This window comes from Polynucleobacter arcticus (genome assembly GCF_013307205.1).
Classification (GTDB): domain Bacteria; phylum Pseudomonadota; class Gammaproteobacteria; order Burkholderiales; family Burkholderiaceae; genus Polynucleobacter; species Polynucleobacter arcticus.
On the sequence record NZ_CP028940.1, the window covers coordinates 1,568,375 to 1,591,113 of the forward strand.

Sequence of the window (22,739 nt, forward strand, 5' to 3'; positions counted from 1 at the left end):
CTTACTCTAGACCTTGCGCACGAAGCTCAGCACGGTCATCTGCCCAACCGCGTTTAACCTTGACCCAGGTCTCCAAAAAGACTTTACCATCGAAAAGCTTTTCCATATCAATACGCGCATCGGTGGAGATCTTCTTCAGACGCTCACCCTTGGCACCAATAATCATGGCTTTATGGCTATCGCGGTCCACCAAAATCGTAGCCGCAATGCGACGCATCTTGCCATCCATCTTGAATTGATCAATCACTACAGTGCTGGTGTAAGGCAACTCTTCACCAGTAAAGCGGAAGACTTTCTCACGCAAGATTTCAGCAGCTAGAAAACGTTCGCTGCGATCGGTGAGAGTATCGCCATCGTATACCGCTGGCGCTTCAGGTAAATAGCCCTCTAAAACATCCAAGAGTCTTTGTACATCACCAGGGCTTTTGGCACTCATGGGCACGATCTCAGTAAATTCACATTGACTTTGATCCTCGTGACCACCCAGATCACTCCAAGGCTGACTCATTTCCTTCATGAAATTGAGCAATGCTTGATCTCGCTCAGATGGAGTCTGAAAGCGGCTATTAAACAAGTCCAATTTGTTCAAAACTAAGACAACCGGCAAATCATTGGGGAGTAGGCGGAGAACCTTCTTGTCATCCTCACCAAAGTAACCTGCCTCAACGACAAAGCAAGCAACATTCACATCTTGTAATGCAGTGGTGACCGTGCGGTTCAGTGCTTTGTTGAGGGTATTCATCAAGCGAGTCTGAAAACCCGGGGTATCAATAAAGATAAATTGCGCCTCTTCACGATTTTGGATTCCTAAAATACGGTGACGAGTTGTCTGTGCTTTGCGTGAAGTAATGCTGATCTTCTGACCAACCAAAGCATTCAAAAGGGTTGATTTGCCCATATTGGGACGGCCAACAATGGCGATAGTGCCGCATCTAAACACGATTAGCCCTTCAGCTTAAGATTTAACTGCTCTTCGGTTGCTACTTTTTTTGCTGCCTTCTTTTTGGCTGACCGAGTCTTTTTGGGCTTACCCAATTCTTGAGGCAAGGCCTTTAGTGCGGCGATCAGAGCCAATTTGGCGGCAGCTTGCTCAGCTGCACGTCGGGAGGCACCCTCACCCTTAACGGCTACTTTTATATTAGGTATTAAGCACTCAACTTCAAATTGCTGATTATGTGCAGCACCGCTAGTGCCTGTAACGTTATACGTAGGTAAAGGTAATTGATAGCTCTGCAAGCATTCTTGCAACAGAGTCTTATCGTCCTTACCCAAAGTCTTTGGATCCACGTGAGCCAAAATGATGGAATAGAGTTTGCGCAGACAAGTTTTGGCAGCATCAAATCCACCATCCAAAAAGATCGCACCAGTAACCGCCTCAAGAGTATCAGCCAATATGGATGGGCGACGAAAACCACCACTTTTGAGTTCGCCCTCTCCTAAACGAAGGTAGTCAGATAGCGATAGTGTTTGCGCAATTTCATATAGAGCTTGTTGCTTGACTAAGTTTGCGCGTACACGAGACAGATCGCCTTCATCTAAATCGGAGTAGCGCTCATAGAGCATTTCTGCCACCACGCAATTGAGAATCGAGTCACCTAAAAACTCTAAGCGCTCGTTATTCTTCTTACTATGACTGCGATGTGTCAGCGCTTGATTGAGCAACTCCAACTTCTTGAACGTATAACCAAGTTGCGCTTGCAGTGGTGCCGTCTCGATAGTGGCTCGGGCGTTCATGACTTTATTCGAAGCCGCCAATACGGCCAAGATTTCCGAGATTCAACCAAACAAAGAAGGCTTTACCCACGATATTTTTATCCGGTACGAATCCCCAATAACGAGAATCTGCGCTGTTATCTCGGTTATCGCCCATAGTGAAGTAATGTCCCGCAGGAACAGTACAAGTGAGCCCAGCATTTTGATATTGGCAGTTTTCAAACCCAGGGAAACGTTCTGCAGGGAACATGCCAGCAGGACGATCTGGGTCATTCAGAATCTCATGCCTATTGCCACCTAAATCTATAGGAAAAGATTCCACAAACCGTTTGGCATAACGCATATTTTCAGGATCGAGATAAGACTCGCCGCCACTGTATTGCAAGGGCTGACCATTCACTGTTAAACGCTTATCTTGATAAGTAATGGTATCGCCTGGCAAAGCCACAACACGTTTAATGTAGTCTATTGATTCATCGCGGGGATAGCGGAACACCACAACATCGCCACGCTTGGGAGAGCCTAACTCCACTACCTTCTGATTAATGACTGGCAAGCGAATGCCATAAGTAAATTTATTCACCAGAATGAAATCGCCAATTTGCAGGGTGGGGATCATCGATCCTGATGGGATTTTGAATGGCTCCACAATAAAAGAACGTAATACAAATACCGCACAAATCACTGGGAAGAAGCCGGCGGTATATTCCAACCACAAGGGCATGCGCTCAACACCGACCGCACGTCTTTGTGGTGCAAAGTACAGTCGATCAGCAACCCAGGCAATACCGGATACGACCACTAAGATAAACAGGATGAGAGCGAAGTTCATTAACCGTCCACCTGCAAAATAGCTAGGAAGGCTTCTTGTGGAATCTCCACATTACCCACCTGCTTCATACGTTTTTTACCTTCTTTTTGCTTCTCTAATAACTTACGCTTACGAGAAATATCACCACCGTAACACTTGGCCAATACGTTTTTACGTAAGGCCTTCACGTTTTCACGAGCAACAATATTGCTACCAATCGCCGCCTGAATAGCCACATCAAACATTTGACGGGGAATGATGCCGCGCATCTTCCCAACCACTTCACGCCCGCGATGCTGACTGTTGCTGCGATGAACGATCACCGACAGAGCATCAACGCGTTCGTTATTAATCAAAATATCTACCTTCACTACATCGGCTGGACGATATTCCTTAAACTCGTAATCCATGGAGGCGTAACCACGGGAGATGGACTTCATCTTGTCAAAGAAGTCCAACACAATCTCCGCCATCGGCAACTCGTAGGTGAGCTTAACTTGACGCCCCAGATAATTCATATCCATCTGAATGCCACGCTTACCAACGCATAAAGTAATCATTGCGCCGACATACTCTTGAGGCATATACAGATTCACCGTCACAATCGGCTCAAGAATCGTATTGATCTTGCTAGCCTCTGGCATCTTCGATGGGTTATCGACCGATAAGATAGAGCCATCAGATTGCTCTACCTGGTAGACCACCGTTGGAGCAGTGGTAATAAGATTCATGCCGTACTGACGTTCTAAACGCTCTTGCACAATCTCCATATGGAGCAGACCAAGGAAACCGCAGCGGAATCCAAAACCCAGAGCCTGAGATACCTCTGGCTCGTATAACAGTGAAGCATCATTTAATTGCAGCTTTTCCAAAGATTCACGCAACTGATCATATTCACTGGCTTCTACTGGATACAGCCCTGCAAAGACTTGGGGCTTAACCTCTTTAAAACCAGGCAAAGGTGCAGTAGCGGGTATCCGGCCTTGCTGTCCAGAGGTGTGAGTGACCGTATCACCCACCTTGGCAGCTTTTAACTCTTTAATACCGGCGATCACAAAGCCTACTTGACCAGCAGATAGCTCAGGACGATCAACAGACTTTGGACTGAATACGCCCACATGTTCAACTAAATGGCTTGAGCCGTTAGCCATTAAGGTAATTTTTTCTTTAGGCTTTAAAGTGCCATTCACAACACGCACTAACATCACCACGCCTACGTAGTTGTCAAACCAAGAATCGATGATCAATGCTTGCAATGGGTCAGCAGCACTTCCTTTTGGCGGAGGCACCCGAGCAATCATCTCCTCAATCACTTCTGCAACACCCATACCCGTCTTAGCCGAGCAGGTCACTGCATCAGATGCATCAATCCCAATAACATCTTCAATTTCTTTTTTAGCGCGCTCAGGATCTGCTTGAGGCAAATCAATTTTATTGAGCACTGGCACAACCTCAACACCCAACTCCAGCGCCATATAGCAGTTGGCAACAGTTTGCGCTTCAACGCCTTGACTGGCATCCACCACTAGCAATGCGCCTTCACATGCAGACAAGGAGCGACTCACTTCATATGAGAAGTCAACGTGTCCTGGCGTATCAATCAGATTGATGCTGTAGGTCTTGCCATCTTTAGCCTTATAGGACAGCGCTGCAGTTTGCGCTTTAATGGTGATGCCACGCTCACGCTCAATATCCATTGAGTCGAGAACCTGAGCTTCCATTTCACGATCAGAGAGACCGCCACATAATTGAATAATGCGATCAGCAAGCGTTGATTTGCCGTGATCGATGTGGGCGATGATAGAGAAATTGCGGATTAAATCCATAGCGTCTTATTTGGTCTTTAAAAAACGCCTTGTCAGAACGCACCACAATGATGCGCTGCAAAAAGTCGTCTTAAAGCGATTGTAATGGGTGGCGCCAAATTAGCGCCAAACCCGTTTTTTTACCTTGAAAAGCAGGATTTTGCTTATTTTGGTCTTATCGGAATAATTAAGGTGCTATCGGCCCGACGAACAAAAACCGGGACGGACTTATTAGCATCCAAACCCTTAACCAAGCCCTCAAACTGCTTTACCCCGGTGACATCTGCATCCGCTATCCGAATAATGACATCGCCCTGGCGCACCCCTGCACGTGCTAAAGGTCCATCACCTAAGCCGGTAACCTCAACGCCACCACGGATATTGAGCTCTTTTCTCTTGCTATCCGAGGGCTCAGACACTGCCACCCCAAGAGCGTTGGCATTGGATCCGCTGGAGTTAGGGCTATCCGCCTTCTTCACGGCAGCCTGGCCAGCCTCGGTATCCACCACAGTGACCATCAAATCCTTAGTGCTACCTTTGCGCCACACCTGAATACTTGCACTAGTACCCGGCTTGGTTTCTCCAACCGCTCTTGGTAAATCAGTAGATTTGCCAATATCACGGCCATTAAAACTCAGGATCACGTCGCCTGACTCAATGCCACCAGCTGCCGCAGGACCACCCGGTTCCACATTACGAACATAAGCACCGCGAGGTTTACCCAGACCCAAGCTTTCAGCAATTTCTTTAGTTAGCTCACCTAAAGCGACACCAATACGACCACGAGTCATTTTTCCATTGGTACGCAATTGATCTGCAACCCGCATCGCCTCATCAATCGGAATAGCAAAAGAGATACCCATGTATCCGCCGGAACGACTAAAAATCTGCGAGTTAATGCCAATGACTTGTCCAGCAGTATTGAGAAGTGGGCCACCAGAATTGCCTGGGTTCACCGCTACGTCAGTCTGTATGAATGGCAAATAATCGCCCGTGTCACGGCTCTTAGCAGATACGATACCGGCAGTCACGGTATTCTCCAATCCAAATGGCGAACCAATTGCCAGCACCCACTCCCCTACTCTCACTCTAGAGGAGTCACCCAAGGACAGCTTAGGTAAATCACGTGCATCAATTTTGACAACTGCTACATCGGTACGCTTATCCATGCCCAATAATTTGGCCTTGTACTCACGCTTATCAGTCAAGGTGACATAGATAGTATTCGCACCCTCGACCACATGGGCGTTTGTCAAAATTAATCCATTGGATTCAATAATGAAGCCTGAACCTACCCCGCGATCAGCCTCTTGCGGCTTTCCAGGATTTGGTTGCGATTGCTTTGGGCCACCAGGAAGTCCGGGGATGGGAACTCCAAAGAATCGACGGAAGAACTCAGCCTGATCCTCGGGCATACCTGGAATGCCGCCTTGAGACTGTTGCATCACTTTTTCAGTGGTGCGGATATTGACTACCGCAGGGCTGGCACGCTCGACTAAATCGGCAAAATCAGGAATAGATACACGCGGATTTTGCGCAAATACAGTCGGAGTAAACGCGAGTTGTCCCAAACTCAGGATAGCTAGGAGTGCAATAAGGTACTTTTTCATGATGCTATAGACCTGCTTGGTAAAAACCAATAAAAGATAGGAAGAGAACTAACTATGAATATTAGATCAATTTGCCAAAAATCAAGGTACCGTTAGTACCCCCAAAGCCAAAGTTGTTTTTGATGGCGTGGTCAATCTTCACATCGCGGGCAGTATTGGCGCAGTAGTCCAAATCACACTCGGGATCTTGATTAAATATGTTAATTGTTGGTGGAGATTTCTGGTGGTGCAGGGCCAAAATGGTAAAGACAGACTCCAAGCCACCGGCACCGCCTAAAAGGTGGCCAGTCATTGACTTGGTAGAGTTGATCAAGGTTTTCTTGGCATGGTCCCCAAGAGCGGCCTTAATGGCAGCAGTTTCATTCTTATCACCCAAAGGTGTAGAAGTGCCGTGCGCATTAATGTACTGAATCTGATCGGCATTTAAACCAGCGTCGCGCATGGCATTGTTCATGCAGCGGCGCGGACCATCCATATTAGGTGCAGTCATGTGATACGCATCACCACTCATGCCAAAGCCCAAGAGCTCACAGTAGATCTTTGCACCACGGGCCTTAGCATGCTCATATTCCTCAAGAACGATCACGCCGGCACCCTCACCCAGAACGAAACCATCGCGGTCTCTGTCCCATGGACGTGAAGCGGTTGCAGGGTCATCATTGCGAGTTGATAGCGCTCTGGCAGAGGCAAAACCACCAACACCCAATGCAGATATCGTGGATTCAGCGCCGCCAGCAACCATCACATCAGCATCACCATACTGAATTAATCGTGCCGCCAATCCAATACTATGCAGACCAGTTGTACAGGCAGTCACCGCAGCCACGTTTGGGCCTTTAAGACCAAACAAGATGCTGAGGTGCCCAGAAATCATATTAATGATTGAGCCGGGTACAAAAAATGGAGAAATACGACGAGGACCGCGAGCGAGTAATTCAGCGCCGGTCTCTTCAATCATTGGCAAACCACCAATGCCTGAACCAACCATGACGCCAACGCGCTCTGCGTTCTCTTCGGTTATTTGTAAACCACTATCTCGAATCGCTTGGGTACCAGCGGCGATACCATAATGAATAAAGGTATCCATATGGCGAGCCTCTTTGGCAGAAACATATTCTTCGACATTAAAGTCTTTCACCTCACCAGCAAAATGCACGCTGAGCGGAGTATGGTCAAACTTGGTGATGTTAGCAATGCCAGATTTACCCGCAAGCAAATTAGACCAAGCTACATCAACCGAATTACCAACTGGTGAAATAAGGCCCAAGCCGGTAACAACAACCCGGCGACGGCCATTTGATGCTGACACTGTATTAGCTATTAACTAAGCTAGGGAATTAACCCTGAGCTTTTGATTGAGCAAAATCGATGGCGAGCTGAACAGTAGTGATTTTTTCAGCTTCCTCATCCGGAATTTCAATCCCGAATTCGTCTTCCAAAGCCATTACCAATTCAACTGTGTCAAGAGAGTCTGCGCCCAAGTCATTCACAAAAGAAGATTCATTCTTGATCTCTGCTTCTGCGACGCCTAATTGCTCAGCGACGATCTTCTTAACGCGTTGTTCGATGTTATCCATTAATTCCCCCAAGGGTTGTAAAAAAACGATGAAAAGAATTTTATCAGCTTGGCGGGCTAAATTATTAAATCCACCAAAAAATGATTCAATTCCGAGCTTATTTTTAGGCTAAATAGAGGCCACCATTGACATGCAGGGTGTTCCCAGTGATGTACCCAGCAGCTGGGGAGGCTAAAAACGCCACCGCCTGAGCCACATCCTCGGGGCTACCCAAGCGCGCTAAGGGGATATTCGCTTTAAGCGCATTTTGCTGGTCTTCACTTAGGGCGCGGGTCATATCGGTATCAATAAACCCAGGGGCCACACAATTTACGGTGATGTTGCGACTGCCAATTTCACGGGCTAAAGCGCGGGTCATCCCCGAAACACCTGCCTTGGCTGCAGCATAGTTTGCTTGGCCTGGGTTGCCCATATGACCCACAATAGAAGTGATATTGATAATTCGACCTGCACGGGCCTTCATCATTGGGCGCATAACAGCCTGTGAAAGACGAAAAACAGCGCTTAAGTTGGTATCGATGACATCGGTCCACTCGTCTGTTTTCATGCGCATCGCTAAGTTATCACGGGTAATACCTGCGTTATTAACCAAAATGCCAATACCGCCAAAATCTTTGACGATCAATTCAATAATCTCTTCGCAAGCTTTTGGGTCAGTCACATTCAATACCATACCGCGCCCGCCGCTTGCTTCTAGACGTTCATTAATTGCCTTTGCGCCTTCCTCAGAGGTAGCGGTGCCAATCACTTTGGCGCCGCACTGGACTAATTCATCTGCAATCGCTCGACCAATGCCGCGCGACGCGCCCGTCACTAATGCAATTTGCCCACTGAGATCAAGGTTCATCTGTGTCTTTCCTAAGTTCTTTAATGTGTTGATGCGTAGTTACTTTACTGCTGCCAAAGCTTCGTTGAGACTTACCTCATCAAAAACAGGTAATCCAACAACATCCTCATTGATACGCTTAGTCAACCCAGCCAATACCTTGCCAGGGCCGCACTCGACGACTTGGGTAATGCCTTGCTGAGCCATGGCATTGATAGTCTCTTGCCAACGCACAGGCTTGGCAGCTTGGCGCACTAAGGCATCTTTAATGGCAAGCGGATCATTCAATATCTCTACGTCGACATTATTAATAACAGCGATGGTCGGGGTCTTGAATTCGATATTAGCTAGATAACCTTGTAGCTTCTCGGATGCAGGCTGCAACAAAGAAGAGTGAAATGGTGCAGATACGGGTAAAGGTAAAGCGCGTTTAGCACCAGCGACCTTTAACAACTCACATGCTTTAGTAACCGCATCGCTACCTCCAGCAATCACCACTTGACCCGGTGCATTGAAGTTCACCGCTTCCACTACTCCGCCACAGGCTGCAGCAGCGTCAGCACAAACCGTCTTCACAATCGCATCGTCTAATCCTAAAATCGCGGCCATACCACCCGTACCAACCGGTACTGCAGTCTGCATGGCTTCAGCACGAAAACGTACCAAAGGTACCGCATCTTTAAAAGAAATGACCCCAGCAGCAACCAAAGCCGAATACTCACCAAGACTATGGCCTGCCATCATCTTAGGAATAGCGCCACCGGAAGCTAGCCAAGCACGATAAAACGCGATGGCTGCGGTGAGCATGACGGGTTGCGTATTGGTTGTTAATGACAATGCTTCTGCAGGGCCTTCAGCAATGAGTTTTGCAATATCTTGACCCAATACCTCAGAAGCCTCCTCCAATGTCGCACGTACTTCAGGGCGATCTGCAATTGAATTGAGCATCCCAACAGATTGGGAGCCCTGACCAGGAAATACGAATGCAAATGTCATAGGAATAGTCGTTAAATAATAGTTATCAATATTGTTGCTTTAGTACTTAACAGCTACCGCACCCCAAGCAAAGCCGCCGCCCACACCCTCTAGTAAGAGGTGTTGACCGCGCTGAATTTGTCCGGAACGAACGCCCGCGTCTAAAGCAAGCGGAATAGACGCAGCAGAGGTATTACCGTGCTCGTGCAAAGTCACAATCACCTTATCCATCGACATACCCATCTTGCGTGCAGTGCTCTCCATAATGCGAATATTCGCTTGATGTGGCACTAACCAATCGATTTGTTCTGGCTTAAGATTAGCTTTTTCTAATGCCTCATGAGCAACTTGCTCGAGGACTTTCACGGCCAGCTTAAATACTGCGGGGCCATCCATCGTAAGGTATGCAGATCCTTCCACACCACCTTGCTTAGCGCGCCCTGGAACGCACAAAATATCGCGTTGACTACCATCCGCATGTAAGGCAGTTGCCAAAATTCCGGGTTCAGACGAGGCTTCTAGCACTACTGCACCAGCGCCGTCACCGAACAAAACTGAAGTCGTGCGATCTTGGAAATCCAAAATGCGAGAGAACGTTTCCGCACCAAGAACCAAGACTTTTTTGTAAGTCCCTGTACGTATAAATGCATCGGCAATTGCAAGCGCATAAGTAAAGCCAGCACATACTGCCTGCACATCAAATGCTGCGCAGTTAGTGTGGGCACCCAACTTATCTTGAACTACACAGGCTGTGCTTGGAAAACCACCCAAATGATCGGGCGTTGATGTTGCCAAAATAATGAGATCGAGATCCTCTGATGAGCACCCGGCTACCTCTAAAGCTGCCTGGGCAGCAATGACTGCCAAGTCGCTCGTCAGCTGATTATCAGCTGCAAAATGACGGGCAGAAATCCCGCTTCGAGTCACAATCCACTCATCGCTAGTCTCAAGGCCAACCTTAGCCAAACGCTCAACGAGATCTTGATTAGTTAAACGCAACTCAGGAAGATAACTTCCCGTTCCCGCTATCCGTGAATATGTAGTCATGATTATTTTGTCTCCACCACAAAAGCTTGAGCAATGCGATCTACCATGCGATTCTTCGCTGCTTCATATGCACGATCTAGCGCAAATCCAAAGGCAAAGCGATCTGCAGAACCATGGCTTTTAATCACGCAACCGCGTAACCCTAAAAGCACTGCCCCGTTATAACGGCGATGATCAACGCGCATGCGTACGCGAAGCAAAGGCACCATGGCGCAAATTGCCATTAATTTAGTGAGCAATGAGCGGTTAAATTCTTCTTTAATTAAGCCGCTCATCATCTTGGCCAAACCCTCGCTCGCCTTGAGGACGACGTTACCAACAAAACCATCGCACACCACGATATCCGTAGTGCCCTTAAAAATATCATTGCCTTCTACGTTGCCATAAAAGTTTAAATCGGTCTGACGTAGCAACTCACTGGTCTGCTTCACCACCTCATTCCCTTTAATAACCTCTTCACCAATGTTCAGTAGACCAATTGAAGGATTTTGAATGCCCTCTACCACCTGCACCATCACATTAGCCATTTGCGCAAACTGCACCAAGTGCATCGGCTCGCAATCAGCATTAGCGCCGAGATCGAGCATCGTGGTGCCACGGCCTTTTTCATTGGGAATCGCAGTCGCAATTGCAGGGCGATCAACACCCTCTAGGGTTTTCAGGACATAGCGAGCAATGGCCATTAAGGCGCCCGTATTGCCAGAGGAGATTACGGCATCCGCTAAACCTTCCTTCACCTGCTCGATGGCAACGCGCATAGAAGAATCTTTTTTACGGCGCAGCGCTACCTCAATGGGATCATCCATGAGGACAACCTCACTAGCGGAAATAATTTGAATGCGCTCCAATGGCGCTTTTGGAAACTGACTTAAGGCTTGCTTGAGTAGCTCCGAATTGCCAACCAAGGCAATATTGACATCATCATGTTTTTCCAGGAAATCACAACACGCGGGAACTGTGACGATTATTCCGTGATCTCCGCCCATGGCATCGATAGCAAGAGTGACACTCATAGAATCGAGAATTGCTGCAAGTGGTGTGTTTAAGAAAAAAGCGGCTTTTGTTGGAGCCGCTTCTCTCTTTTCAGACTAAAGAATTAGTCGTTTTTTGTTTTAACAACTTTACGGCCACGATAGTAGCCATTTGGTGAAATGTGGTGGCGCAAGTGAGCCTCACCAGTTGTGGCTTCGACAGCCGTAGCAGGTGCGGTCAAAAAGTCGTGCGCACGGTGCATGCCACGTTTGGATGGGGATTTTTTATTCTGTTGGACGGCCATATTGAACTCCTAAGCAAGGCAATATTCTAGCATGTAAATTGGGATAAATGCCTGACTGACTGATAAAACCAGCTTGAAACATAGTCCCTAGGGACTGGGGTTAAATCAGTTTTTCTTCATATTTTTCAGTATGTTAAAGGGATTTTGAGGTTTTTCAGGGGCATCTGCTGACTCCCCACCTTCTCCGAATGAGGAGGCATGCGGCTGGCAAGCACCCTCTGGATGCTTTGGAATTAAAGGCATCGAGAGCAGAATTTCATCCTCAATTAACCCTAAGAGGTCAAAGTGCTGACTTGCCACCAAAGGCTCTTGCTGGTCATCCTCCATCGGGAAGGCGTCCGCCTCTTCCTCGGTGGCCACCATGACAAATCGACTCTTTTGCGCCAAATCTAGGCCACAATCCTGCAAACAACTCTGACAAACCAGGTGAATACGGCCTTTTACAGCCAATTCCAGGATTTGTTGGGGCTCAGAACCTGGAGAGTCCACAAAATGGGTCTTGAGCTGCCAATGGAAGCCATCACCCGGCTCAATACTGGAGGCCTCCTCAGCTATTCTAGGCAGCACAGCAATACCTAAAAAGCCAGCACCTTGATGGGACTGGGGGGCACAAAAATCGATCCTGCGTAAAGCACTAGGATCCGTGGATAGCTCGACTTGAGGTAAAACTTGATTACGATTCATGACATCAGTCTAAATGAAGGCTTCAGCGAAAGTACAAGTAGTCATGAGTAATTCTGTAAAAAAACTAATTTTGGCGTCTACCTCGATCTATCGTCGAGAGCTCTTAGAGCGCCTGCGCATTCCCTTTGAGGTCATCCCACCCAAGGTAGATGAGACCCCTTTGCCCGGTGAAAGCACTCTAGAGCTTGCTCTGAGATTAGCCAAAGCCAAGGCAAGCGCAGTTGCCAAAGATCATCCGGAAGCCTGGGTCATTGGTTCTGATCAAGTAGCAGACCTGTGCGGAGCAGCAATCGGTAAGCCCGGAAACTTTGAACGGGCAATGGCACAGCTTCAACTCATGCGTGGTGCAACTGTGACCTTTCAAACAGCGCTATGTCTCATGCGAGGTAATGAGGAAACAACGATCAATATCCCTACGGAAGTTACTTTTCGTAAACTTGCGGACGATGCTCTGGAGGCTTACCTCCATGCCGAAGAGCCCTATGACTGCGCGGGTAGCGCCAAATCTGAAGGCTTAGGAATCTCACTCTTGGAATCCATTCAGAGTGATGATCCCACCGCATTAATTGGCTTGCCATTAATTGCGCTGAGCGGTCTCTTGCGTGAAGCTGGCTTCACCATTCCAAATAAGCCAAGTAAGCAATAAGTAAATAAAACAATGAGCTCAACACTAGGCACCCTCTTTTTAATTCCCAATACTTTGGGAGATGATGCTCGGGTTGAGCAATTGCCCTGGGTTTTACCAAGTGAAACGATTACGCAAACATCAAAACTAGTTCACTGGATTGTGGAGGATGCCAAAACTGCGCGAGCTTTTTTAAAAGCGGTTGATAGCGTTTCGCCTTTAGCCTGCACCATTCAAGAAATGCAAATGAGTGAGTGGCGTGGCCAAGCCAGAAACGCAAAGTATGGTGATGCAGTAAAGCCCATGGATTTACTCAAGCCTTTGGTGGCCGGCAACGATATGGGCCTCATGTCGGAGGCTGGTGTTCCCGGAGTGGCAGATCCTGGTGCAGAACTCGTATTGGCAGCACACAAACTGGGCGCCAAAGTAAAACCTTTAGTAGGTCCAAGCTCAATTTTATTGGGCCTCATGGCTAGCGGCTTAAACGGTCAACGCTTTGCGTTTCAGGGCTACATTCCGCATGATGCGCAAGACCGTATCGCCAGGCTCAAACAATTAGAAGTGGAATCCAGAAAATTGCAGCAGACTCAAATTTGGATTGAGACACCCTATCGCAACACCGCTATGTTGATGGCCTGTCTCAATGCACTGGCGCCACAAACCATGCTGTGTCTTGGCATGGATCTGAGTCTACAAAGTGAAATGATTACGACACTCTCGATTACAGACTGGCGCAAGCGTTATCCGAATGAAGCAGCATGTGCCTCATTACAAAATAGGCCAGCAGTATTTCTATTGCTGGCCTAAGCTGTGTTGGCTGACTGTCTTGTTACTTTAAGTCGGGTGTCTTGATCAGTGCCTTGCCTGCTGCGGCACCGACCTCAGCACCAAAGCGCTTAGCAACGCGTTCGGCAAAATTCTCTTTCATGGTGTAGTCCAGAATATCCTGAGCCTTAAAGATATCGCGCGCTACAGACTCCACAGTCCCATAGCCATCAACCAAGCCGTTTTTAATTGCCTGCTCACCATTCCAAACCCGGCCAGAAAACATATCCGGGGTTTCTTTTAAGCGATTGCCGCGCCCCGCTTTAACCACTGCAATAAATTGCTGATGAATCTCATCAATCATGGTTTTAATCATTTCTACTTGCTGGGGATTTTCCTTGGAGAAGGGATCCATCATGCCTTTGTTAGAACCGGCAGTAATCATGCGGCGTGTCACGCCTAATTTCTCCATCAGACCAGTAAAACCAAAGCCCTCCATGATCACGCCGATAGAGCCTACAAGACTGGCCTTATCGACCAAAATTTGATCTCCCGCAACAGCGACGTAGTAACCGCCTGAAGCACAAATATCCTCAATGACTACATAGAACGGTTTGGCTGGGTAGAGTTTGCGTAAGCGATGAATCTCATCATTAATCATGCCGGCTTGAACTGGGGAGCCCCCAGGGCTATTAATGCGCAACACTACCCCTGCGCTATTCTCATTCTCGAATGCTGCGGTCAAAGACGAGTTGATGTCCAAGGCATTTGCCATGGAGCTTGAAGAAATTTCTCCCTCGAGAGTAACTAAAGCCGTGTGCTTGTCAGTTCCCATGCCACGTCCTGGCAGATGAAAATCAAATATCGTTAGAATCGCGCCCACAAAAATAATTAATGTAAGAACCCGAAATACCGCCTTCCAGCGACGTGCCTTGCGAGTCTCTTTTAGATTCTCTAACAACAAATGCTCGAGCGCTTGACGCTCCCAGTTTGGATTCGTATTGTCAGATTGATTGTGATCCATCTTTTTTAATCCTTTTTACTTGCTAGTTTTTAATCGTGAGATTCTGACTTAGCCAACGCGTCAGCTGCGAGACATCATCTACATGGGTGAGTGATGGCGCTTCTTTTAAAGTACTTGGGGGATGTGCGCCATAAGTTACCGCCACAGCATCCACTCCTGCATTAGCCGCCATATCCAAATCATGGGTAGTATCGCCAATCATCAGCATTCGACGCATCGGCACTTGCATCACATCGGACAACTCTAAGAGCATTCCAGGATGCGGCTTAGAGAAGGATTCATCGGCAGTGCGGGTTTCATGAAACATCTGCTCTAGCTGATGATGCTTCAGGGAGCGATCTAGGCCCACGCGAGATTTACCAGTGGCAACTCCCAATAAGTAACCCTCCTCACGCAAGTTTGCTAGCAACTCACGAATGCCTGGAAATAAATCGAGCTCGTGATCTTTCGCTAAGTAGTGAAAGCGAAAACGCTCAGTCAACTTAGGGAAATGCGCTGGCTCGATCCAGGGCACTGCCCTCCTCAGTGAATCATGTATACCTAAACCAATGACTGAGCTTGCCAAAGAGTCATCCGGCTCCTTGAAGCCGAGATCACGGCAGGCCTGCTGTATGCATTCCACTATGGTTGGGGTGGAATCCATAATCGTCCCATCCCAGTCCCACACAATCAGGTCATAACGTCTTTCGGGCTTTTGTTCTTCAATCATTTAAATATCAATCGCTCTACTGGGTTCAGTTGTGACTTCAAAGTTTTTCATCATGGCGGTAAATTCAGCGGGCAAAGGCGACTCAATGCGCATTTTCTCGCCAGTACGTGGGTGAGTAAAGCCAGCCAAGTGGGCATGTAAGTACAGGCGCTTCGATTTCACAAGCTTATCTTGATCTTCAAAGCCATATTTGTCATCACCCAAAATAGAGTGTCCTAATTTCTGCAAATGGACTCGAATTTGGTGGGTACGCCCGGTTTTTAACTGAGCCTCAGCAAGGGTAATTGCCACTTCTCCACGATGCATTACTTTAGTGACGCGCAAAGCCGTATGGCTTGGTAAGCCATCTGGGTCAACCCGGACGCGGCGCTCACCATTGGCCAATAGGTATTTATGTAATGCAAATTTCAGCTGCATCGTGCCCGCACCTTGAGCAATTTCTCCATGGGCTAGCAAGTAGTAGCGCTTATCAGTCTGACCTTCACGAATCTGCCGATGCAGTTCCACCAAAGCGCTCCGCTTTTTAGCCAAGAGTAAGACGCCTGAGGTATCTCGGTCTAAGCGATGGACTAGCTCCAGAAATTTGAGTTCAGGACGGGTAATGCGCAGGGTCTCAATAACACCCAAAGCAATGCCTGAACCTCCATGAACAGCTAAACCTGCGGGCTTATTCACTATTAATAAGGCTTCATCCTCAAACAAAATGGGCATTTTGTCGGAATAGCCCTGTGCCCGAGATTTGGTTTGGGCTGTATTAACGGCTGCCATTTGGGCAGGCTCGGCTATCCGAACTGGCGGGACTCTAACCACATCCCCCTCAATTAAGCGGGTAGTGGGTTCAGCCCTTTTCTTATTTACTCGGACTTCGCCAGAGCGAATAATCCGATAAACGTGGCTTTTGGGAACCCCTTTAGCCCAACGGAGCAGGTAGTTATCCAAACGCTGGCCAGCCTCCTCAGGACCAATAGTCTGAAGAAGCACAGCAGCAGGAGCAGCTATTTTTACCTGTGAAGGCTTGAAAATGGGTTCGGATTTCATGATTTATCTCTCTTGCCACCTCGACGAGGGTCGACAAGGGACTTAACAATACCCCATTGTCCTTCAACTTGTGCCGTATAATCAACGTTCTAGCCAATTTATTGGCCCGAGACTAGCCTGGTTCAGGTTAGATTCGTGGAGCTTGGAGTCGCCCTTAATAGACTCCCGGGGTTGCCCCTCCCCCGTTGTAATGAGGCGCAGGGTTGGTGTGCCGTATGCCGCGACCCGCGATTAGAAGACAGTTTTCAGGCGCGCGCCTGCATTGATGACCTAAAGGAGGTCTCTGCGGCGATCGTCAAGTGTGGCACCGGTTGAATAAGACATGGTGTACCAGGCAAAAGATGCCTGGATTAGCTTGATCCACACTCCAAAGCCGCCAATGGGCTACGCTCAAGCGGTATCTAACTTGTCTCTAACGCAGCGCGCAGCGACGCACTCCCCAATAGGAGAGTGTTATGAAACGCATGTTATTCAATGCAACTCAACAAGAAGAGTTGCGAGTTGCCATCGTCGATGGTCAAAAACTCATTGATATTGATATCGAAGCTGCCGGTCGTGAACAACGCAAAGGCAACATTTACAAAGGTGTGATTACTCGTATTGAGCCATCGCTCGAGGCTTGCTTTGTAAATTATGGTGAAGAACGCCATGGCTTCTTGCCGTTTAAAGAGGTTGCCCGCACCTATTTTAAAGAAGGTGTTGATGTCCGTAATGCCTCTATTAAGGAAGCGCTACGCGAAGGCCAAGAAATCATTGTTCAGGTAGAAAAAGAAGAGCGTGGCCAAAAAGGTGCCGCCCTGACCTCCTTTGTATCTCTGGCAGGTCGCTATTTAGTATTAATGCCAAATAACCCACGCGGAGGTGGTGTTTCACGTCGAATTGAAGGCGAAGATCGTCAAGAACTCCGTGAAGCAATGTCTCAATTAGAAGTACCTGATGGCATGAGCATCATTGCTCGTACAGCTGGTATTGGCCGTGACGCTACTGAATTGCAATGGGACTTAAGTTACCTTATGCAGTTGTGGACAGCGATTGATGAGGCCGCTAAAGGCAATTCAGCGCCACTATTGATCTACCTCGAATCGAGCTTAGTAATTCGCGCAATCCGCGATTACTTCCAGCCAGATATTGGCGAAATCCTCATTGATACCGATGACATCTACGAGCAAGCTGCTGCGTTCATGTCGGTAGTCATGCCGGATAACCTGCCAAGAGTGAAGCGTTATCAGGACGATGTGCCATTGTTCTCCCGCTTCCAAATTGAACATCAAATTGAAACAGCGTACTCACGCACCGTGCCACTACCTTCTGGCGGCGCGATCGTGATTGACCACACTGAAGCTTTGGTTTCAGTAGACGTGAACTCAGCACGTGCAACGCGTGGCTCTGATATTGAAGAGACCGCCACCCGCACCAACTTAGAAGCTGCTGATGAAATCGCGCGCCAAGCACGTTTACGTGACTTAGGCGGCCTCATCGTCATCGACTTTATTGATATGGAATCGAGCAAGGCTCAGAAGGATGTTGAGAATCGCTTACGCGATGCACTCCGTCATGACCGTGCACGCGTTCAAATGGGCAAGATTTCCAAGTTTGGCTTAATGGAAATGTCGCGCCAGCGTTTGCGCCCTGCTCTGTCTGAAGGTAGCCATGTGACCTGCCCGCGTTGTAACGGCACTGGTCATATCCGCGATACCGAATCATCTGCATTGCAAGTCTTACGCATCATCCAAGAAGAGGCAATGAAGGAAAACACTGCCGCTATTCATACGCAAGTTCCAGTTGAAGTGGCTGCCTTCTTGCTCAATGAGAAGCGTGCTGAAGTGATTAAGATTGAGTCCCGCTTCAAGGTAAATGTCTTAATGGTTCCGAACAAACACCTAGAGACACCACACTACAAACTTGAGCGTTTACGTCATGATGACCCACGTCTTGATGACCAAAAAGCCAGTTATGTCATGGCTGAAGAAGCTGCTCGTGAACTCGAGACAGATACCGCTGTTAGTCGCAAGGACGCAGAAGTAAAAGCGCGTCCAGAAGCTGCAGTGAAGGGCATTACACCTAATGCACCTGCACCGGCAAGCCAACCACGTCCTGCACGGGTTGAAAAGACTGCGACTGCAACTGAAACTGCCAGCACCGGTGGATTCTTTGGATTTATTAAGAACTTATTCTCCTCATCTCCAGCGCCAGAAGAAAAACCCGCTCCAAGCGCTCCACGTGGTCGCAATCAAAACAATCGCAATGGTAATGGCGGTGGTAATAACCGCAACCGCGGTCGTCGTGGTGAGCGTAGTGATCGTGGTGAACGTCCAGCTGAAGGTACAGCAGTAAGTACAGAGAGTGGAAGCACCCCACGCGAAGCTGCTGCTGGCCGAGGTCGTCAAGATGGCCGTAATCGTAACGGCAACCGTAATCAAAATAATCAAAACCCAAAACCAGAGAATCAAGCTGCGGTAACTCCGGCTACTGAAGCTGCGCCTGGCGTAGAAGCTGCGCCAAGTGTCGATGGCGAAGAGCGTCGTGGTCGTGGTCGCAATCGTCGTGGTCGTGGTCGTGGTCAACGTGGCGAGCGAACTGAGTCCAATGATGATGTTGCGAACACTTCTGTTGTTGCAGTAGCTACTGCATTTTCTGGCCCACCAGTGGGAATGGGTGGAGCATCGGCTTCTATGCCCATCCAAAACATCACACAGAGCTTTGGTAATGCTGTGACTGCTACTCCTACAGCGTCTAAGGAAGCAAAGGAAAGAGCACCACGCGAGCCAAGAGAGCCAAGAGAGCAACGTGCACCGCGTCAAAGTAATCGCCCATCAGCCAACACAGCTTCAGTACCTGCCCCGCAGGTTACAGCTGCTCCGGCACCAGCGATTGAAGTAATTGCTAAGCCCATGCCCGAGCTTCCGAAAGTAGCCTTTCAGGCACTAGAAGAGACGCCATTACATAGCGTGGTTCAGTCTGCTGGCATGGTCTGGGTAGCAACTGACTCTAGCAAACATCAAGAAGCACAATCGCAAATTAAGGCTGAGCCGGAAATTATGCCTATGGGTAGAACACCCAAGGCGCCGGTAAGTCTGCAAAATGGTCCCATGGTTTTAGTTGAAACCGGCGGCCAAGAAAAGACGGTATAAACCAATTTCTCCAAACTGCTACTTATCCCACATGGGTAATTGGCAGTTTGGCAGAAAGACCGTTTCATAGCCATAATTAGCCATGGTTGAAAAAGTCATCCCCATTCGTTTAGATGAAGGCAAAGGCCTTAGTCCGTCCATCCCAGCGCAACTGATTGCCGCCAACCCTTTAAATAAAGATACTCGCGGACGTCCTCTGCGCGATTTGCGCATCTCCGTAACGGATCGATGCAATTTCCGCTGCACCTACTGCATGCCGAAGGAAATCTTCGACAAGAACTATCCCTATCTCTCTCATGATGAATTACTTAGCTTTGAGGAGATCACGCGGTTAACCGCGATTTTTGCTTCGCTGGGTGTTGAAAAAATTCGCCTAACCGGTGGGGAGCCTTTGCTCCGCAAAAATCTTGAAGTACTCATCGAGATGCTGGCCAAGATTAAATCCGCAACAGGCCAAGCGCTAGATTTAACACTCACGACCAACGGTAGTATTTTGCGTAAGAAGGCAGTTGCATTAAAAGCAGCGGGCCTGCATCGTTTGACTGTGAGTCTTGATGGCTTAAATGATGACATCTTCAAAAAAATGAATGATGTTGATTTTCCGGTAACAGATGTACTTGATGGTATTGCTGCAGCTCAAGAAGCGGGCTTTACCAATATCAAAGTAAATATGGTCGTGAAGAAGGGTACAAACGACCAAGAGATTGTTGCGATGGCCAAGCATTTCAAAGGTACCGGCGTTACCCTACGTTTTATTGAATTCATGGATGTGGGGAGTTCCAACGGCTGGGATATGTCACAAGTTCTTCCATCCCGAGAAGTTGCCAATCGCATTCACGCTGTCTTTCCAATAGAACCGATTGAGGCGAACTATCCTGGCGAGGTTGCGCAACGCTGGCGCTATGTCGATGGCTCTGGCGAGATTGGCTTTATTTCAAGTGTTACTCAAACCTTCTGCCATGAGTGCACGCGCGCTCGAATTTCTACTGATGGTCAGCTCTATCTTTGCTTATTTGCGAATACAGGTTTTGACTTCAAAACAATGTTGCGCGCAGGAAAAAGTGATTTGGAGATTGCAAATGCAGTCATGATGACCTGGGCTGGACGCGAGGATCATTACTCAGAAATTCGGGGATCAAATACGATTGACCTCAAGGGGATCCGCAAAGTAGAAATGTCATACATCGGCGGCTAATGATTACTGCAAATCAAATTACTGGGCTTATTTTGGCGGGTGGGCGTGCCCAACGCATGGGTGGCATCGATAAAGGATTAATTCCTTTTCATGGCAAGCCCTTGATTGAAGCTGCTATCAATCGACTCAAACCTCAGGTCAGCACCATTCTGATTAACGCCAACCGGAGCATTACAAAGTACTCTCACTACGGCTATCCAGTAGTGATGGATGAAACACCCGACTTCTCTGGTCCCCTAGCTGGTTTTTCAGTGGGACTGAAGCATTGCAAAACACCTTACCTACTCACATCCCCTTGCGATTCGCCCTTATTACCAACCGATCTTGCCGAAAAAATGGGGGCTGCACTTGAAGGAAATGATTTAGAACTCGTCTTTGCCTCCTCACAAGAAGACGGTGGAAAGATTTGGTCACAACCGGTTTTCTGCCTAATGCGCAGCAACTTACAAGAATCTTTAGATGTCTTTTTAAGTAAGGGGGATCTGAAGATTGATCGCTGGTTTACAGAATTGCGATCTGGCACCGTAGTATTTGAGAGCCCCTTGGCATTTGCCAATGTGAATACACCTGAAGAGCTGACTGCTTTAGAAAAGGTTTCTCAATGACCGATTTAAATCCTTACTCACCTAATAGCCCTATTTTATTAAGCACTTCTTTGCATGTTGATGAAGCTCGTAAGGCGATTTCAGGCCTAGTGAGCGATTTGATTGAAGAGTCTCGCAAACTGAATAGCGCAAGCGACATGGAGTGCGTCACCTTAGATAAAGCGATCGACCGTATTCTCGCGGAAGATTTACTCTCCCCCATCAATGTTCCTGCTGCAGATAATTCTGCAATGGATGGCTTTGCTTTCAACGGAGATTGTCTTGGCGATAGCATCAATACTGTCACTCTTCAGATAGTTGGCACTGCCTATGCTGGCAAACCTTATTTAGGCACGATTGGTGCTGGAGAGTGCCTTAAGATTATGACGGGTGCCCTCATGCCTGCTGGCTGCGACACCGTCATCCCACAAGAGTTAACGGACTTTGCAGATCAGTCCGTTGTCGGCTTCAAACAAAATCAAGTAAAGCGTGGAGACAATCGACGTTTATGCGGTGAAGACTTACAACATAACAAGGCGGCTATTGCTGCTGGACGCTTATTGCGCCCATCTGACCTAGGCTTAGCAGCCTCACTGGGTATTGCAACGCTCAAAGTCTACCGTAAACTCAAGGTGGCTATTCTGTCCTCAGGGGATGAATTACGTCCCCTCGGTCAAACTTTGGATGCTGGCAGTATCTATGACAGCAATCGCTACAGCCTCACTGGTTTACTCAATCGACTCAATCTAGAAGTAATAGATTGTGGAATTGTGCGTGATGATCCCGCCTCACTTAAGGCGGCATTCATAGATGCAGCTTCTAAGGCAGACGTCCTCATTTCTTCTGGCGGTGTCTCGGTAGGTGAAGCCGACTTCACCAAACAAATCATGCAAGAACTGGGAGATGTCGGTTTTTGGAAAATCGCTATGCGTCCAGGCCGCCCAATGGCTTTTGGAGTGCTAAAGTCTGTTCCAGGATCCAGCCGCAAGACGCTCTTCTTTGGCTTACCCGGTAACCCTGTAGCAGTAATGGTGACCTTCTACCAATTTGTGCGCTCCGCTTTATTGCAACTCAATGGTGCAAGTCAGACGGAGGTGCCATTGATCCAGGCGATCGCAGAAGCGCCGATTCGGAAAAAACCAGGTCGTACAGAATTTCAACGTGCTATTTTGGAGCGTGGTCCAGATGGAAGGCCTACCGTCAAACTCACTGGCAGTCAGGGCGCCGGGATTCTGAGATCAATGAGCGAGGCAAATTGCTTTGTCATTCTGCCCCATGATCAAGGCAATGTTGCTGCTGGAGACTGGGTAGATGTGGCACTTTTTGACGGACTGCTTTAAGATT

General features: G+C 48.1%; 22 protein-coding genes. 6 read left to right on the top strand and 16 right to left on the bottom strand.

The window, feature by feature from the left end; genetic code table 11:
- Position 1: 1 nt before the first annotated feature.
- From era to DN92_RS08025, 13 genes are all read right to left on the bottom strand, one after another.
- Entirely contained in the window at positions 2-898 is an 897-nt protein-coding gene (gene era / locus DN92_RS07965) for a GTPase Era (RefSeq protein WP_254598382.1), read from the bottom strand.
- Between the two features lie 44 nt (positions 899-942).
- Positions 943-1,734, bottom strand: coding sequence for a ribonuclease III (gene rnc / locus DN92_RS07970; protein WP_173960730.1), 792 nt, complete (start codon positions 1,732-1,734; stop codon positions 943-945).
- 4 nt (positions 1,735-1,738) lie between these two features.
- Positions 1,739-2,545, bottom strand: coding sequence for a signal peptidase I (gene lepB / locus DN92_RS07975; RefSeq protein ID WP_173960731.1), 807 nt, complete (start codon positions 2,543-2,545; stop codon positions 1,739-1,741).
- Positions 2,545-4,350 (bottom strand): translation elongation factor 4, encoded by a 1,806-nt coding sequence (lepA, locus tag DN92_RS07980; RefSeq protein ID WP_173960732.1) that lies wholly within the window; start codon positions 4,348-4,350, stop codon positions 2,545-2,547. The genes lepB and lepA overlap by 1 nt, the downstream gene beginning before the upstream one ends.
- Before the next feature lie 143 nt (positions 4,351-4,493).
- Entirely contained in the window at positions 4,494-5,939 is a 1,446-nt protein-coding gene (locus tag DN92_RS07985) for a DegQ family serine endoprotease (RefSeq protein WP_173960733.1), read from the bottom strand.
- Between the two features lie 61 nt (positions 5,940-6,000).
- Positions 6,001-7,248, bottom strand: coding sequence for a beta-ketoacyl-ACP synthase II (fabF, locus tag DN92_RS07990; protein ID WP_173960734.1), 1,248 nt, complete (start codon positions 7,246-7,248; stop codon positions 6,001-6,003).
- 28 nt (positions 7,249-7,276) lie between these two features.
- Complete coding sequence (acpP, locus tag DN92_RS07995) at positions 7,277-7,516, bottom strand: acyl carrier protein (protein WP_046330561.1); 240 nt, start codon at positions 7,514-7,516, stop codon at positions 7,277-7,279.
- A 103-nt stretch (positions 7,517-7,619) separates the two neighbouring features.
- A complete protein-coding gene (gene fabG / locus DN92_RS08000) occupies positions 7,620-8,363 on the bottom strand; it encodes a 3-oxoacyl-ACP reductase FabG (protein WP_173960735.1) in 744 nt (247 codons plus the stop codon).
- A gap of 39 nt (positions 8,364-8,402) precedes the next feature.
- Positions 8,403-9,338 carry an ACP S-malonyltransferase gene (gene fabD / locus DN92_RS08005; RefSeq protein ID WP_173960736.1) on the bottom strand — a complete coding sequence of 312 codons (936 nt, stop codon included), beginning with the start codon at positions 9,336-9,338 and terminating at the stop codon, positions 8,403-8,405.
- Positions 9,339-9,377: 39 nt separating this feature from the next.
- A complete protein-coding gene (locus tag DN92_RS08010; RefSeq protein WP_173960737.1) occupies positions 9,378-10,364 on the bottom strand; it encodes a beta-ketoacyl-ACP synthase III in 987 nt (328 codons plus the stop codon).
- Between the two features lie 2 nt (positions 10,365-10,366).
- Positions 10,367-11,377 (bottom strand): phosphate acyltransferase PlsX, encoded by a 1,011-nt coding sequence (gene plsX, locus DN92_RS08015; protein ID WP_173960738.1) that lies wholly within the window; start codon positions 11,375-11,377, stop codon positions 10,367-10,369.
- 83 nt (positions 11,378-11,460) lie between these two features.
- A complete protein-coding gene (gene rpmF / locus DN92_RS08020; protein WP_011902241.1) occupies positions 11,461-11,640 on the bottom strand; it encodes a 50S ribosomal protein L32 in 180 nt (59 codons plus the stop codon).
- Positions 11,641-11,745: 105 nt separating this feature from the next.
- A complete protein-coding gene (locus tag DN92_RS08025; RefSeq protein ID WP_173960739.1) occupies positions 11,746-12,324 on the bottom strand; it encodes a YceD family protein in 579 nt (192 codons plus the stop codon).
- A gap of 43 nt (positions 12,325-12,367) precedes the next feature.
- On the opposite strand from DN92_RS08025, the gene DN92_RS08030 reads away from it, so the two are divergent.
- Positions 12,368-12,970 (top strand): Maf family nucleotide pyrophosphatase, encoded by a 603-nt coding sequence (locus DN92_RS08030; RefSeq protein WP_173960740.1) that lies wholly within the window; start codon positions 12,368-12,370, stop codon positions 12,968-12,970.
- Positions 12,971-12,982: 12 nt separating this feature from the next.
- Positions 12,983-13,756, top strand: coding sequence for an SAM-dependent methyltransferase (locus DN92_RS08035; protein WP_173960741.1), 774 nt, complete (start codon positions 12,983-12,985; stop codon positions 13,754-13,756).
- Positions 13,757-13,778: 22 nt separating this feature from the next.
- Here DN92_RS08035 and sppA read toward each other — a convergent pair whose 3' ends face one another.
- From sppA to DN92_RS08050, 3 genes are read right to left on the bottom strand one after another with little or no spacing between them, the layout of a single operon-like run.
- Positions 13,779-14,738 (bottom strand): signal peptide peptidase SppA, encoded by a 960-nt coding sequence (gene sppA, locus DN92_RS08040; protein ID WP_173960742.1) that lies wholly within the window; start codon positions 14,736-14,738, stop codon positions 13,779-13,781.
- Positions 14,739-14,760: 22 nt separating this feature from the next.
- Positions 14,761-15,447: an HAD-IIIA family hydrolase gene (locus DN92_RS08045; protein ID WP_173960743.1), complete on the bottom strand. Its 687-nt coding sequence runs from the start codon at positions 15,445-15,447 to the stop codon at positions 14,761-14,763.
- Positions 15,448-16,485 (bottom strand): RluA family pseudouridine synthase, encoded by a 1,038-nt coding sequence (locus DN92_RS08050; RefSeq protein ID WP_173960744.1) that lies wholly within the window; start codon positions 16,483-16,485, stop codon positions 15,448-15,450.
- 455 nt (positions 16,486-16,940) lie between these two features.
- On the opposite strand from DN92_RS08050, the gene DN92_RS08055 reads away from it, so the two are divergent.
- The 4 genes from DN92_RS08055 (at position 16,941) to moeA (ending at position 22,735) form a co-directional block, all read left to right on the top strand.
- Positions 16,941-19,616 carry a ribonuclease E/G gene (locus DN92_RS08055; protein WP_173960745.1) on the top strand — a complete coding sequence of 892 codons (2,676 nt, stop codon included), beginning with the start codon at positions 16,941-16,943 and terminating at the stop codon, positions 19,614-19,616.
- Positions 19,617-19,698: 82 nt separating this feature from the next.
- Positions 19,699-20,811, top strand: a complete 1,113-nt coding sequence (gene moaA / locus DN92_RS08060; RefSeq protein WP_173960746.1) for a GTP 3',8-cyclase MoaA — start codon at positions 19,699-19,701, stop codon at positions 20,809-20,811.
- On the top strand, positions 20,811-21,416 hold the full coding sequence (mobA, locus tag DN92_RS08065; protein WP_173960747.1) for a molybdenum cofactor guanylyltransferase MobA: 606 nt from the start codon (positions 20,811-20,813) through the stop codon (positions 21,414-21,416). Before moaA ends, mobA begins: the two co-directional genes overlap by 1 nt.
- Complete coding sequence (moeA, locus tag DN92_RS08070; protein ID WP_173960748.1) at positions 21,413-22,735, top strand: molybdopterin molybdotransferase MoeA; 1,323 nt, start codon at positions 21,413-21,415, stop codon at positions 22,733-22,735. Before mobA ends, moeA begins: the two co-directional genes overlap by 4 nt.
- The last annotated feature ends 4 nt before the right edge of the window (positions 22,736-22,739 follow it).

Coding starts and splice junctions, on each gene's coding strand:
- era (WP_254598382.1), bottom strand. CDS start 898: ATGGGCAAATCAACCCTTTTGAATGCTTTGGTTGGTCAGAAGATCAGC.
- rnc (WP_173960730.1), bottom strand. CDS start 1,734: ATGAACGCCCGAGCCACTATCGAGACGGCACCACTGCAAGCGCAACTT.
- lepB (WP_173960731.1), bottom strand. CDS start 2,545: ATGAACTTCGCTCTCATCCTGTTTATCTTAGTGGTCGTATCCGGTATT.
- lepA (WP_173960732.1), bottom strand. CDS start 4,350: ATGGATTTAATCCGCAATTTCTCTATCATCGCCCACATCGATCACGGC.
- DN92_RS07985 (WP_173960733.1), bottom strand. CDS start 5,939: ATGAAAAAGTACCTTATTGCACTCCTAGCTATCCTGAGTTTGGGACAA.
- acpP (WP_046330561.1), bottom strand. CDS start 7,516: ATGGATAACATCGAACAACGCGTTAAGAAGATCGTCGCTGAGCAATTA.
- fabG (WP_173960735.1), bottom strand. CDS start 8,363: ATGAACCTTGATCTCAGTGGGCAAATTGCATTAGTGACGGGCGCGTCG.
- fabD (WP_173960736.1), bottom strand. CDS start 9,338: ATGACATTTGCATTCGTATTTCCTGGTCAGGGCTCCCAATCTGTTGGG.
- DN92_RS08010 (WP_173960737.1), bottom strand. CDS start 10,364: ATGACTACATATTCACGGATAGCGGGAACGGGAAGTTATCTTCCTGAG.
- plsX (WP_173960738.1), bottom strand. CDS start 11,377: ATGAGTGTCACTCTTGCTATCGATGCCATGGGCGGAGATCACGGAATA.
- rpmF (WP_011902241.1), bottom strand. CDS start 11,640: ATGGCCGTCCAACAGAATAAAAAATCCCCATCCAAACGTGGCATGCAC.
- DN92_RS08025 (WP_173960739.1), bottom strand. CDS start 12,324: ATGAATCGTAATCAAGTTTTACCTCAAGTCGAGCTATCCACGGATCCT.
- DN92_RS08030 (WP_173960740.1), top strand. CDS start 12,368: ATGAGTAATTCTGTAAAAAAACTAATTTTGGCGTCTACCTCGATCTAT.
- DN92_RS08035 (WP_173960741.1), top strand. CDS start 12,983: ATGAGCTCAACACTAGGCACCCTCTTTTTAATTCCCAATACTTTGGGA.
- sppA (WP_173960742.1), bottom strand. CDS start 14,738: ATGGATCACAATCAATCTGACAATACGAATCCAAACTGGGAGCGTCAA.
- DN92_RS08045 (WP_173960743.1), bottom strand. CDS start 15,447: ATGATTGAAGAACAAAAGCCCGAAAGACGTTATGACCTGATTGTGTGG.
- DN92_RS08050 (WP_173960744.1), bottom strand. CDS start 16,485: ATGAAATCCGAACCCATTTTCAAGCCTTCACAGGTAAAAATAGCTGCT.
- DN92_RS08055 (WP_173960745.1), top strand. CDS start 16,941: ATGAAACGCATGTTATTCAATGCAACTCAACAAGAAGAGTTGCGAGTT.
- moaA (WP_173960746.1), top strand. CDS start 19,699: ATGGTTGAAAAAGTCATCCCCATTCGTTTAGATGAAGGCAAAGGCCTT.
- mobA (WP_173960747.1), top strand. CDS start 20,811: ATGATTACTGCAAATCAAATTACTGGGCTTATTTTGGCGGGTGGGCGT.
- moeA (WP_173960748.1), top strand. CDS start 21,413: ATGACCGATTTAAATCCTTACTCACCTAATAGCCCTATTTTATTAAGC.